This is a genomic window from Mycolicibacterium llatzerense, assembly GCF_025331195.1.
GTDB lineage: Bacteria > Actinomycetota > Actinomycetes > Mycobacteriales > Mycobacteriaceae > Mycobacterium > Mycobacterium llatzerense.
Genome location: NZ_LXOV01000001.1, coordinates 495,847 through 508,440, shown reverse-complemented (window position 1 = coordinate 508,440; position 12,594 = coordinate 495,847). Strand labels below are relative to the sequence as shown.

Genomic DNA, 12,594 nt, shown 5'->3' with positions numbered 1-12,594 from the left:
CTATCTGCTCGTGACGGACGCCGATGACCGCTTGGCCAATGACCTGTCGCTGGCCGTCGTGCGGCTGGCGCGACAGTTGCGGTTCCGTCGTCCCGATTCCCCGGTGTCCCTGACGCAGTTGTCGGCGCTGGCGACTCTCGCCAAGGAGGGCCCGATGACACCGGGCGCGCTGGCCACCCGCGAGCGGGTGCGGCCGCCGTCGATGACGCGGGTCATCGCGTCGCTGGTCGAACTGGGGCTGGTGGAACGCAGTTCGCATCCCGACGACCGGCGCCAGGTGCTGGTCGTGGTGTCCCCGGCCGGTGAGGAGCTTTTCGAAGCCGAGCGCCGAGCCGGCATGGAATGGCTGCAGGGACGGCTGGAGAAGCTGAAGCAGCAGGACCGCGCGACGCTGCTCGCCGCGGCGGACCTGATGTTCGCGATCATCGACGAAGCCCAGTGAGCGCGGCGCCCGACATCGACGCCCTGGACGACGTCATCGTTGTCGACGTCGACGACCCCGCTGATCCGCGGCTCGACGATTTTCGCGACCTCAACAGCGTGGACCGCCGCCCCGACCTGCCGTCGGGCAAGGGCCTGGTGATCGCTGAAGGCGTGTTGGTGGCGCAGCGCATGCTGGCATCGCGGTTCAGCCCGAGGGGCTTCCTGGGCACCGATCGCAGGCTCCGAGAGCTGTCCGACGACCTGGCTGGTTGCGGCGTGCCGTACTACCGCGCCAGCGCCGAGGTGATGGCGGAGGTCGTCGGCTTTCACCTCAACCGCGGCGTGCTGGCTGCGGCGCCACGTCCGGTCGAATTGTCGGTGCCTGAGGTGCTGCTGGGCGCCCGGACCGTCGCGGTGCTCGAGGGCGTCAACGACCACGAGAACCTGGGCTCGATCTTCCGCAACGCCGCCGGCCTGGGCGTCGACGCGGTGGTGTTCGGCACCGGGTGCGCCGACCCGCTGTACCGGCGCGCGGTCCGGGTGTCGATGGGCCATGCTCTGCTGGTGCCCTACGCTCGCGCGGAGTCCTGGCCCGGCGATCTGAAATTGATGCAGGACAACGGCTTTCACTTGATCGCCATGACGCCGGGGCAGGGGTCCGTGCCGCTGGCCGACGCCCTCGCGCCACTGGCCGAGCAGAAGGTCGGGGTGCTGGTCGGCGCGGAAGGTCCCGGGCTGACCGAACACACCATGCGGGCCTGTGAAGTGCGGGCGCGCATTCCGATGTCGCGGGGCACCGACTCGCTGAACGTCGCCACCGCCGCAGCCATGGCGTTCTACGAACGCACTCGATCGGCGGTCTAGATTGGCTCAGATGACCTTGCCGTCGCGCACGCCGTGGGGCACCGGACTGACGGTGTCGGCGTTCGTGGCCGCGGTGACAGCCGCCGCCATCATCGTCTTGTCCCTCGGGCTGTTGCGAGTGCATCCGCTGCTGGCGGTGGGGTTGAACGCGGTGGCGGTCGGCGGCCTGGCCCCGACGGTATGGAGCTGGCGCGTGCGCCCGGTATGGCGCTGGTTTGTCTGGGGCGCCGGGCTGGGCGTGGCGCTGGGCTGGGTCGCGACACTGGCCATCGCGCTGAGCAGCTAGCCGCCGAATGTGAAGAAGATCGCGAGATTCTGGCGAAATCTCGCGATCTAGTTCACGTTGGACGAGTAGGTGTCAGCGCTGGCCGTTGGCCCGCACGCCCAGCAGGACGTCTTCCCAGGCCGGAATCTCGGGCTTCTTCTTGCGCGGACGCGCCGCGGGAGCGGCCGGCTCGGGAGTCTCGGGGGTTTCGGCCGCGGCGGCCGGTTCCGGCACCGGGATGGGCTCGGGCACCGGCGGGGCGACGGGCGCCTCGGGCACCGGGGGAGCGACGGGAGGCGGCGTCATGACGACCACCTGGGCCGGCACGGGTTCCGGCGTGGGCTCCGGTTCCGGCACGAAGACGGGCATCGGAATCTCGGCGACCGATTCCTCGAAGTGCAGCTGCGGGAGCGGTGCTACCGATCGCAGGGCCGGGCGGGTGTAGTTCGGGTCGATGAGCTCGGTCGCGGCATCGTCGAACGCGGTGGTGGTGCCGCCGTGGGCGCCCGGGCTGAACCGGAAGTGCGCGACGTTGTCGGAGCGTCCGGCCTTCCAGCCGAACTGCACGGTCCACCGACTGTCCTCGTTGCGCCAGGCGTCCCACTTGGTGGCCTCGGGATCGAGGCCGCGGGCGATCAGGGCGCCGGTCACCGTCTCCAGCAGGGTCAGCACCGACGGACCGTCGGGCAGGATCGGGTGCGATGCGCTGGCGAGCTCGGCGGCGCGGGACCGCTCCAGCAGCACGGGGTGGGCGAAGCGCATGACGCGCTCCGGGGTCACGCCGGCGGCCGCGGCGAGCTGTTCGACGGAGGCGCCGGCCCGGATGCGGGACTGGATGTCACGGGGGCGCAGGGTGTTGGGCACCTCGACCTCGACCTCGATCTGCGTCTGGTTGCTGGCGGCCCGGTCGCCGCGGACGGCGGCCTTCAGGCGATTATCGACGCGAACCACGAATTTCTCTGCGGTGTCGGCGGTTTCGCAGATGATGCGCTTGCCGTCGGCGTCGAGTCCGACGACCTTGAGTTCCCTCATTGGTGACCTCCTAGGACGCGGCTTAACGGCCCACCCTACTGCGTTATCGACTCGTAACCGTGCTGACACACCGAGGCGCGCAGCTCTTGCTGAGCTGCGCGCCTCGGTTGCTGATTCAGATCATGCGGAGAGCTGCGCTACAGCCGTTCCACGACCCAGTCGACGCACGCCGTCAGGGCGCTGATGTCGTCGGGGTCGACGGCCGGGAACATGGCGACGCGCAGCTGGTTGCGGCCCAGCTTGCGGTACGGCTCGGTGTCGACAATTCCGTTGGCGCGCAACACCTTTGCCACCGCGGCGGCGTCCACATCGTCGTTGAAGTCGATGGTGCCGACGACCTGCGACCGCAGCGCCGGGTCCGCGACGAACGGCGTGGTGAACGGACGCGACTCGGCCCACGAGTACAGCCGCTGCGACGAATCGGCGGTGCGCTTCACGGCCCAGTCCAGGCCACCGTTGCCGTTGAGCCAGTCCAGTTGCTCGGCGAGCAGGATCAGGGTCGCGATCGCCGGGGTGTTGTAGGTCTGGTTCTTGAGGCTGTTCTCCACCGCGATGGGCAGCGACAGGAAGTCGGGCACCCAGCGGTCGGTGGCGGCGATCTGCTCGACGCGCGCCAGCGCGGCGGGGCTCATCACGGCGATCCACAGGCCGCCGTCAGAGGCGAAGTTCTTCTGCGGCGCGAAGTAGTAGGCGTCGGTGTCGGCGATGTTGACCGGCAGTCCGCCGGCGGCCGAGGTGGCGTCGATGGCGACGAGCGCGTCACCGGCGGGACGCTGGATCGGCACCGCGACACCGGTGGAGGTCTCGTTGTGGGCCCAGGCCACGACGTCGACGTCCGGGTCCGACTGCACCGCGGGCGCGCTGCCGGCGTCGGCCTTGATGACGATCGGGTCGCCGACGAACGGGTTCTTGGCGACGCACGATGCGAACTTGCTGCTGAACTCGCCATAGGTGAGGTGCAGCGAGCGCTTGTCGATCAGGCCGAACGCGGCGGCGTCCCAGAACGCGGTCGAGCCGCCGTTGCCGAGGATGACCTCGTAGCCGTCGGGGGTGGAGAACAGTTGCTTGACGCCGTCGCGCACGCGGCCGACCAGGTTCTTGATCGGGGCCTGACGATGCGAGGTGCCGAACAGGTCGCCGGCGGCGGCCAGGGCGGTCAGCTGCTCGGGGCGAACCTTGGACGGGCCGCAGCCGAAGCGTCCGTCGGCGGGCTTGATGTCGGCGGGGATGGTGAGCTCAGCCATGGGTGTCAGCGTAGTTGCAGGTCGCCGCCTCGTTGTCGTGGGGGATCCGGCTGCTTATCCGACGGCTCTGCCGAATCGCGTGACCGGGATCACAATGTAGGTAGGGATGTGTGACGACGGGCACTAGTTTCTAGGTGATACCTGCGGTACCGTTCGACACAAGGCAGCCGAATGTAAAGCTCACAATGAAGCCCTGGGAGGCTCAAAATGGCTCGTACCCGCATGATCCGTCGCTGGCGTCGGAACATGGATGTCCTGGACGACCAGGGCTACGTCGAGAAGCTCGCCACGCTGTCCGAGGGGTCGGTGCGGCGCAACTTCAACCCGTACACGGACATCTCCTGGGACTCGCCGGAATTCGCTGTGGTGCCGAACGACCCGCGCTGGATCCTCCCGGACACCGACCCGCTCGGCGGCCACCCGTGGTACCAGGCCCAGTCGCACGAGCGTCAGATCGAGATCGGCATGTGGCGCCAGGCCAACGTCGCCAAGGTCGGTCTGCACTTCGAGAACATCCTGATCCGCGGCCTGATGGAGTACGCCTTCTGGGTCCCGAACGGGTCGCCCGAATTCCGGTACTGCACCCACGAGGCCATCGAAGAGGGCAACCACACCCTGATGTTCCAGGAGATGGTCAACCACATGGGGGTAGACGTCCCGGGCATGCCGAAGCTGCTCAAGTGGATTCAGCCAGTGATCCCGCTGGCCGCCGGCCCGGCGCCCATCCCGTTCTTCTTCGGTGTGCTCGCCGGCGAGGAGCCCATCGACCACACCCAGAAGAACATCCTGCGTGAGGGCAGCGAGCTGCACCCGATCATGGAGCGGGTCATGGCCATCCACGTGGCCGAGGAGGCCCGGCACATCTCGTTCGCCCACGAGTACCTGCACAAGCGCGTCCCGGAGCTGAGCCGCTGGAAGAAGTTCTGGCTGTCGCTGTTCGTGCCGCTGACCATGCGCATCCTCTGCTCGGCGATCATCGTGCCGCCGCGCGTCTTCTGGAAGACCTTCGACATCCCGAAGTCGGTGCGCGACGAGCTGTTCTTCGACGCTCCGGAGTCGCGCATGTTCCTGCGCAATATGTTCTCCGACGTCCGCATGCTGGCGTACGACACCGGTCTGATGAACCCGCTCGCCAAGCTCGTGTGGAAGCTCTGCAAGATCGACGGTCCGCCGAGCCGATACCGCAGCGAGCCGCAGCGCCAGCACGTCGTGGTCGCTGCCTGAGCATTTAGGTAACTCATGCCGCACGTCATTACCCAGTCGTGCTGTAGCGATGGTTCATGCGTTTTCGCATGCCCGGTGAACTGTATTCACCCGTCCCCGGACGAGCCGGGTTTCGCTACCGCCGAAATGTTGTTCATCGATCCCGCCGCCTGCGTGGACTGTGGTGCCTGCATCACGGCCTGCCCGGTCGGCGCGATCCAGCCCGACACGAAGCTGACGGAAGCGCAGCTGCCGTTCATCGAGCTCAACGCGTCCTTCTATCCGAAGTACGAGGGCAAGCTGCCGCCGACGTCGAAGCTGGCGCCGGTGCCTGATGCCCCTGCGGTGGACCAGCGGCCGCACGGTCCGCTGCGGGTCGCGATCGTCGGCTCCGGGCCGGCCGCCATGTATGCCGCCGACGAGTTGTTGACCCAGAGCGGGGTCCGGGTCAACGTCTTCGAGAAGCTGCCGACGCCCTATGGGCTGGTGCGTGCCGGGGTCGCCCCCGACCACCAGAACACCAAGGGCGTGACCCGGCTGTTCGACCGGATCACCGAGCGTCGCGGGCTCGACTTCTACCTCAACGTCGAGGTGGGTCGGGACGTCACGCACGCCGAGCTGCTGGAGCACCACCACGCGGTGCTGTACGCGGTGGGTGCGCCCAACGACAAGCGTCTCGACATCGAGGGCATGGAGCTGCCGGGAACAGGAACCGCCACCGAGGTGGTGGCCTGGTACAACGGGCACCCCGAGTTCTCGCATCTGCCGGTCGATCTGGGCCACGAGCGGGCGGTGATCATCGGTAACGGCAACGTCGCGTTCGACGTGGCCCGCATCCTGACCGCCGACCCGGATGCGTTGGCGCGCACCGACATTTCCGATCATGCGCTGGCCGCACTGCGCGACTCGAAGGTGCGTGAGGTGGTCATCGTGGCGCGGCGTGGCCCGATCCACTCCGCGTTCACCCTGCCCGAGCTGATCGGCCTGACGACGACCTGCGACGTGGTGCTCGACGCCGCGGACCACGAGCTGGTCCGCCGGGACCTGGAAGCAGCGACGGACGCGCTGACGCGGCACAAGCTCGAGATCCTTGCCAAGCTGGCCGACAGCTCCGCTCCGGCGACCCGCCCGCGGATTCGGTTGGCCTACCAGCTGACCCCGGCCCGGGTACTCGGCTCGGACGAGGTCACCGGCATCGAGTTCACCGTGACCGGCACCGACGAGGTCCGTCAGCTCGACGCCGGCCTGGTGCTGACGTCAATCGGCTACCACGGCAAGGCAATTCGTGGCCTGCCGTTCGACGACGCCGCCGGCGTGGTGCCCAACGACGAGGGCCGCGTCATCGATCCGGCGACCGGTGAGCCGGTCCGCGGCAGCTATGTGGCGGGCTGGATCAAGCGCGGTCCGACGGGCTTCATCGGCACCAACAAGTCGTGCGCGGCGCACACCGTGGACCGGTTGGTCGCCGACTACAACGCCAGCCGTCTCGGTGAGCCCACTGCGAGAAACGGTGCGCTGCAACAACTCATCCGCGACCGGCGGCCAGAAGTGGTCGACATGGCGGGGTGGCGGGCCATCAATGCGGCCGAGATCGCCCGCGGCGGGGCAGACCGCCCACGGGACAAGTTCATCGACGTGTCCGACATGCTGGCCGCTGCCGCCAGCGCACCGAAGCCGACGCTGCGTCAGCGTCTGCTCGGCGCCTTCAGCTGATTTCGGCGTGATCCGTAGCGCTCGGCGTTACGGATCACGCCCGAATCGCTAGCCCTGCTGGGCTGCCATCGCCTCGGCGATTTCCTCAGGGCTGACTACACGCACGGTCTGCGCCAGCGACCAGTGGTGCCCGAACGGGTCTTCCACCTGGCTGTAGCGGTCACCCCAGAACATGTCGGCCGGGGCCATCAGTTCGGTGGCGCCGGCGTCGATGGCGCGCTGGTATGCCGCGTCGACATCGGGGACCTGCAGGTGGATGGTCACCGGCGTGCCCCCGAAGGCCTTCGGGGTCTGCGACTTGCCGCCACACATCTCGGGGAAGTCGTCGTTGAGGTAGACGTTCGCGCCGTTGATAGTCAGCGCGGCGTGCATGAGCTTGCCGTCGGGGCCAGGCACCCGGCCCAGCTCGGTGGCGCCAAAAGCCTTGACGTAGAAGTCGATTGCGGCGGCACCGTCGCCGACGACGAGGTGCGGGGCGAGGAAGGTCTGGGACTCGGTCATCGTGTTCTCCTCAGAGCGGTACTGCGTGGATTGGGTCATTCGTTATGACCATCCCCAACGCTACTTCTCATCGGTGACAAAAAATTGAGCCCAAAATGTCAGCTGTGCTTGATGCTGTCCCAGCCCGCCACGGAGTTCGCGCTGCGCGGCTGCGGGCCGACGTAGATGGCCGCCGGGCGGACCAGCTTGCCGAGCCGCTTCTGCTCCAGGATGTGGGCGCACCAGCCGGCGGTGCGGCCGCAGGTGAACATGGCGGGCATCATCGCGCTGGGCACCTGGGCGAAGTCCAGGATCACCGCGGCCCAGAACTCGACGTTGGTCTCGATGGCCCGGTCGGGACGGCGCTCGCGCAGCTCGGCCAGGGCGGCCTGCTCGAGTGCGGCAGCCACTTCGTAGCGCGGGGCGTCCAGGCGCTTGGCGGTGGCGCGCAGCACGCGGGCGCGTGGGTCCTCGGCGCGGTACACGCGGTGCCCGAAGCCCATCAGTTTCTCTTTGCGGTCCAGGATGCCCTTGACGACGGCACGGGCGTCGCCGGTGCGCTCGGTCTCCTCGATCATCGGCAGCACCCGGGCCGGGGCGCCGCCGTGCAGCGGGCCGCTCATGGCGCCGATGGCGCCGGACAGCGACGCGGGCACGTCGGCTCCGGTGGACGCGATGACGCGCGCGGTGAAGGTGGACGCGTTCATGCCGTGCTCGGCGGCGCTCACCCAGTAGGCGTCGATGGCCTCGATGTGCCGCGGGTCCGGCTCACCCTGCCAGCGGGTCATGAAACGTGCTGTCACAGTGGAGCATTCGTCGACGACGCGCTGCGGTACGGCGGGCTTGTAGATCCCGCGGGCCGACTGCGCGACGAACGACAGCGCGGTCACCGAGGTCTGCGCCAACTGGTCGCGGGCGGTGTCGTCGTCGATGTCGAGCAGCGGCTGGAAACCCCACATGGGGGCCAGCGTCGGCAGCGCGGCCTGGACGTCGACGCGGACGTCGCCCGAGTGCACGTGCAGCGGGAAGGGTTCGGCGGCCGGCAGGCCCCGGCCGAACTCGCCGTCCACCAGCAGGGCCCAGACGTCACCGAAGGTGACGCGGTGGCTCACCAGATCTTCGATGTCGACGCCGCGGTAGCGCAGCGCGCCGCCGTCCTTGTCCGGTTCGGCGATCTCTGTCGTGAAAGCGACGACGCCTTCCAGCCCGGCGACGAAGTTCTCGGGGATCTGCGGCGTCGACACTGACGTGGTTCCGGTCATGCCGAAATTGTTCCACTAGTCGATGGGCGTGGGGCTACCGGCCGGTAACTAACGGTCAGACCACGGAGAAACCGGCAGGCAGAGCACCGCGTCCCGTGAGCGCCGTCAGTACCGCTGCGGCCTGGCTGGTCAGTGCTGAGATCTGCGCCGCCAGCACCGTGGCGGCCTCCAGTGCCTGCTCGGGCGGGGCGAAGTCGATTCCGGTGGCGCGCGCGATGTCCAGGCTGTGCACCGTCAATTCGAATACCCGGGTCGGCAGGTAGTTGCTCAGCCGGATGCCCAGACCGCCGATCACGGCGATCAGCGGGTCGCCGGCGCCGTCGAGATCGGTCAACACCTGGTGCAGTAGTTCGGTGACCTTGGCCGAGGGGTCCGCGCCCAGAACGCGCCCGGCCTCGCGGCCGCGCTCGACGATGTCGGGGCTGTCCGCGGCATAGCCGCGCAGCAGCGCGTAGTAGTGCGCCGGCCCGGTCACATCCTCCCGCTCAGCCGGGATCCGCAGGTAGCTGCTGACGGTGATCAATGACCGTGAGGTGTGCCCGACCAACGACCTCAGATCCCAGTCGCCGAGACCGGGGCCGTCCCAGGAAGTTGCCGGGACCAATGCCACCAGGTCCGCGAAAGCTGTTGCCGCCGAGACGAACACCGAGTAGTCGGGTGGTGTGATGGACGCCATGTCCGCATTGTGTCACCGCATGGGCGTAGCGTCGCCGTCCATGACATCCGATCATGTGGAACAGTCGGCTGATCGTCTGGCGCGCATGCGGGCCGAGTACGGCTCGGCGGAGAAGGACGGCAGCGTCGACCTCGACGTCGACTGGCTGGACCGGGGCTGGCTGGCATTGTTCCGCGACTGGATGGCCGACGCGGTGCAGGCCGGGGTCTCCGAACCCAACGCCATGGTGCTCGGCACGGTCGATGGGCACGGGCATCCGGTAACCCGCTCGGTGCTGTGCAAATCGATCGAGGAGACGGGCATCTCCTTCTACACCAACTACGACTCCGACAAGGGTGACCAGCTGGCCGCCGTGCCCTACGCGTCGGCGACGTTCCCCTGGTACCTGCTGGGCCGTCAGATCCACATCCGCGGCCCGGTGACGAAGGTCGACGCCGAGCACACCGCCGAGTACTGGTCGAAGCGGCCGCGCGGTTCGCAGCTCGGGGCGTGGGCGTCGCACCAGTCAAAATCGATTGCCTCGCGCACGGCGCTGCTGGAACAGTTGCGTGATGTGACCGAGCGATTCGCCGACGTACCCGAGGTGCCGGTGCCGCCGAACTGGGGCGGCTACCTGATCGCCCCGGAGGTGATCGAGTTCTGGCAGGGCCGGGAGAACCGGGTGCACAACAGGATTCGCGTCACCGGCGACCGTATCGAACGGCTCCAGCCCTGAAAGGTCTGATCGCCGACACCACCCCGCTGCGCAACCCGGACTATCGCCGGCTCTGGGGCTCCAGCGTCGTCACGGTGATCGGGGCCAACCTGACCATCTTCGCGGTGCCGGTGCAGCTGTACGCGCTGACGCAGAACTCGGCGTATGTCGGGCTGGCGGGTGTGTTCAGCGTCGTGCCGCTCATCGTGTTCGGCCTGTGGGGCGGAGCCTGGGCCGATGCGATGGACCGCCGGCTACTGCTGATCATCGCGTCGTGCGGGCTGGCGGTGGCGTCGGTCCTGCTATGGGTGCAGGCCGCAGCCGGGTTCAACAACGTCTGGCTGGTGCTGTGCCTGCTGTCGGTGCAGCAGGCGTTCTACGCGATCAATTCGCCGACCCGCTCGGCCGCCATTCCGCGGATGCTGCCCGCCGATCAGCTGCCCGCCGCCAACTCGCTGAACATGACGGTGTTCCAGGCCGGTGCGATCATCGGCCCGCTGCTGGCCGGTGTGATGCTGCGGTGGGTGGACCTGTCGACGTTGTACTTCATCGACGCGCTCACCACGATCGCGCCGATCTGGGCCACCTTCCGGCTCTCGCCGATGCCGCCCGAGCATTCGGTCGACGACGACACCTCGCGCTGGGGCTTCGCGGCCGTGCTGGACGGCTTGCGGTACCTGTCGGGGAATCGCGTCGTGCTCATGTCGTTCGTCGTCGACCTCATCGCGATGATCCTGGGCATGCCGCGGGCGCTGTTCCCGCAGATGGCCCATGAGAACTTCGGCGGGCCGGTCGCAGGTGGGACGGCGATGGCCCTGTTGTCGGCGGCCATGGCGTTCGGCGCGGTGGCCGGCGGGGTGTTTTCCGGCTGGCTGCCGCGGGTACGCAGGCAGGGTTTGGCGGTCGTGGTGTCGATCGTGGTGTGGGGTGCGGCCATGGCCGGTTTCGGGCTGGCGGTCGGGCAGGCCACGGGCCGGCCCGACAGCTTCCTCTGGATCGCCCTGGTGCTGCTGGCCGTCGGCGGGGCCGCGGACATGGTCTCGGCGGTGTTCCGGAGCACGATCCTGCAAGAAGCGGCCTCTGACGAGCTGCGCGGCCGTTTGCAGGGTGTGTTCACCGTGGTGGTCGCGGGTGGCCCGCGGATCGCCGACGCGGTGCACGGTGCGGCGGCCGCGGTCGTGGGCACGACGGTGGCAGCGACGGGCGGCGGTGTCCTGGTGGTGGTCGGCGTCGTCGTATCGGTCCTGGTGGTACCCGCGTTCGTCCGGTATCGGGTGGCGCGCAGATGATGGTTGACAACGGGTATATGCGACCCCCACAAGGCACATAGTTCTCTTAACGACTACCGTCTAGTCCCGGACGTTTCTCCTGTCGACACCGCAAAAGGGGTTCTAGTGGCCGACACCTCCAGCACTGACGACGTCGCCAACCTTCGGTATCCCGGAGGCGAGGTCGACCTCAAGATCGTGCGCGCTACCGAGGGGTCTGACGGTATCGAGCTCGGCTCGCTGCTGGCCAAGACCGGTTACACCACCTACGACGGTGGCTTCGTCAATACCTCGGCGACCAAGAGCGCCATCACCTACATCGACGGTGACGCCGGCATCCTGCGCTACCGCGGGTACCCGATCGAGCAGCTCGCCGAGAAGTCGAACTTCATCGAGGTCAGCTACCTGCTGATCTACGGGGAACTGCCGACGGCCTCCGAGCTCGAGTCGTTCACCAACAAGATTCAGCGGCACACCCTGCTGCACGAGGACCTCAAGCGGTTCTTCGACGGCTTTCCGCGTAACGCGCACCCGATGCCGGTGCTGTCGTCGGCGGCCAACGCGCTGAGCGCCTACTACCAGGACTCGCTCGACCCGAAGGACCCCGAGCAGGTCGAGCTGTCGACCATCCGGCTGCTGGCCAAGCTGCCGACCATCGCGGCCTACGCGTACAAGAAGTCGGTCGGTCAGCCGTTCCTCTACCCGGACAACTCGCTGAACCTGGTCGAGAACTTCCTGCGCATGACCTTCGGCCTGCCGGCCGAGCCGTACCAGGTCGACCCGGAGCTGGTCCGGGCCCTGGACATGCTGTTCATCCTGCACGCCGACCACGAGCAGAACTGTTCGACGTCGACGGTGCGGCTGGTCGGTTCGTCGCAGGCCAACCTGTTCACCTCGATCTCCGGTGGCATCAACGCGCTGTGGGGCCCGCTGCACGGCGGCGCCAACCAGGCGGTGCTGGAGATGCTGGAGAAGATCCGTACCGAGCACGGCGACGTCCGCGACTTCGTCAAGAAGGTGAAGAACCGCGAGGATGGCGTGAAGCTCATGGGCTTCGGTCACCGGGTCTACAAGAACTACGACCCGCGGGCGCGCATCGTCAAGGAGCAGGCCGACAAGATCCTCGGCAAGCTCGGCGGCGACGACGAACTGCTGGACATCGCGAAGTCGCTGGAGGAGATCGCGCTCACCGACGACTTCTTCGTCGAGCGCAAGCTGTACCCGAACGTCGACTACTACACCGGCGTGATCTACCGGGCCATGGGCTTCCCGACGCGCATGTTCACCGTGCTGTTCGCCCTGGGCCGGCTGCCGGGCTGGATCGCGCACTGGCGCGAGATGAGTGCCGACCCGAGCACCAAGATCGGCCGCCCGCGCCAGATCTACACCGGCTACACCGAGCGGGACTACCCCGCCCACTAGAGCCTGACCACAGACACGGCCCCTCCCGCATCTCGCGCGAGGGGCCGT

At 68.0% G+C, this 12,594-nt stretch carries 13 protein-coding genes; 8 read left to right on the top strand and 5 right to left on the bottom strand.

Annotated elements, in window-relative coordinates:
- Window positions 1–10 precede the first annotated feature (10 nt).
- Genes A7G45_RS02780 through A7G45_RS02770 form a run of 3 tightly spaced genes read left to right on the top strand, consistent with a single transcriptional unit; the run spans window position 11 to window position 1,573 of the window.
- Window positions 11–442, top strand: a complete 432-nt coding sequence (locus tag A7G45_RS02780) for an Rv0880 family HTH-type transcriptional regulator (protein WP_133762318.1) — start codon at window positions 11–13, stop codon at window positions 440–442.
- Window positions 439–1,287 carry a TrmH family RNA methyltransferase gene (locus tag A7G45_RS02775; protein WP_260933396.1) on the top strand — a complete coding sequence of 283 codons (849 nt, stop codon included), beginning with the start codon at window positions 439–441 and terminating at the stop codon, window positions 1,285–1,287. The genes A7G45_RS02780 and A7G45_RS02775 overlap by 4 nt, the downstream gene beginning before the upstream one ends.
- A 10-nt stretch (window positions 1,288–1,297) precedes the next feature.
- Window positions 1,298–1,573 carry a DUF2537 domain-containing protein gene (locus A7G45_RS02770; protein WP_043390551.1) on the top strand — a complete coding sequence of 92 codons (276 nt, stop codon included), beginning with the start codon at window positions 1,298–1,300 and terminating at the stop codon, window positions 1,571–1,573.
- Between the two features lie 72 nt (window positions 1,574–1,645).
- On the opposite strand, the gene sepH is transcribed toward A7G45_RS02770, so the two are convergent.
- Together sepH and serC are read right to left on the bottom strand one after the other, a co-directional pair.
- A complete protein-coding gene (sepH, locus tag A7G45_RS02765) occupies window positions 1,646–2,584 on the bottom strand; it encodes a septation protein SepH (RefSeq protein ID WP_260933393.1) in 939 nt (312 codons plus the stop codon).
- A gap of 137 nt (window positions 2,585–2,721) precedes the next feature.
- Window positions 2,722–3,828 (bottom strand): phosphoserine transaminase, encoded by a 1,107-nt coding sequence (gene serC / locus A7G45_RS02760; protein WP_043390555.1) that lies wholly within the window; start codon window positions 3,826–3,828, stop codon window positions 2,722–2,724.
- Between the two features lie 207 nt (window positions 3,829–4,035).
- Between serC and A7G45_RS02755 the strand changes: the two genes are divergently transcribed.
- Both A7G45_RS02755 and A7G45_RS02750 read left to right on the top strand, forming a co-directional pair.
- A complete protein-coding gene (locus tag A7G45_RS02755) occupies window positions 4,036–5,052 on the top strand; it encodes an AurF N-oxygenase family protein (RefSeq protein ID WP_043390557.1) in 1,017 nt (338 codons plus the stop codon).
- Between the two features lie 15 nt (window positions 5,053–5,067).
- Window positions 5,068–6,744, top strand: coding sequence for an FAD-dependent oxidoreductase (locus A7G45_RS02750; protein WP_260933389.1), 1,677 nt, complete (start codon window positions 5,068–5,070; stop codon window positions 6,742–6,744).
- A 48-nt stretch (window positions 6,745–6,792) separates the two neighbouring features.
- On the opposite strand, the gene A7G45_RS02745 is transcribed toward A7G45_RS02750, so the two are convergent.
- The 3 genes from A7G45_RS02745 to A7G45_RS02735 form a co-directional block, all read right to left on the bottom strand.
- Window positions 6,793–7,245 carry a VOC family protein gene (locus A7G45_RS02745; RefSeq protein ID WP_133762308.1) on the bottom strand — a complete coding sequence of 151 codons (453 nt, stop codon included), beginning with the start codon at window positions 7,243–7,245 and terminating at the stop codon, window positions 6,793–6,795.
- Window positions 7,246–7,343: 98 nt separating this feature from the next.
- Window positions 7,344–8,486, bottom strand: a complete 1,143-nt coding sequence (locus A7G45_RS02740) for a citrate synthase 2 (protein ID WP_260933384.1) — start codon at window positions 8,484–8,486, stop codon at window positions 7,344–7,346.
- Between the two features lie 55 nt (window positions 8,487–8,541).
- The gene (locus A7G45_RS02735) at window positions 8,542–9,162 is read right to left on the bottom strand and encodes a maleylpyruvate isomerase N-terminal domain-containing protein (protein WP_260933382.1); all 621 of its coding nucleotides are present in this window, start codon (window positions 9,160–9,162) and stop codon (window positions 8,542–8,544) included.
- A 40-nt stretch (window positions 9,163–9,202) separates the two neighbouring features.
- Here A7G45_RS02735 and pdxH point away from each other — a divergent pair, with 40 nt between their 5' ends.
- The 3 genes from pdxH (at window position 9,203) to A7G45_RS02720 (ending at window position 12,546) form a co-directional block, all read left to right on the top strand.
- Window positions 9,203–9,877: a pyridoxamine 5'-phosphate oxidase gene (gene pdxH / locus A7G45_RS02730; RefSeq protein ID WP_043390935.1), complete on the top strand. Its 675-nt coding sequence runs from the start codon at window positions 9,203–9,205 to the stop codon at window positions 9,875–9,877.
- Window positions 9,874–11,145, top strand: a complete 1,272-nt coding sequence (locus A7G45_RS02725; protein WP_043983900.1) for an MFS transporter — start codon at window positions 9,874–9,876, stop codon at window positions 11,143–11,145. The genes pdxH and A7G45_RS02725 overlap by 4 nt, the downstream gene beginning before the upstream one ends.
- A gap of 105 nt (window positions 11,146–11,250) precedes the next feature.
- Window positions 11,251–12,546 carry a citrate synthase gene (locus A7G45_RS02720; protein ID WP_043390565.1) on the top strand — a complete coding sequence of 432 codons (1,296 nt, stop codon included), beginning with the start codon at window positions 11,251–11,253 and terminating at the stop codon, window positions 12,544–12,546.
- Window positions 12,547–12,594: the final 48 nt, after the last annotated feature.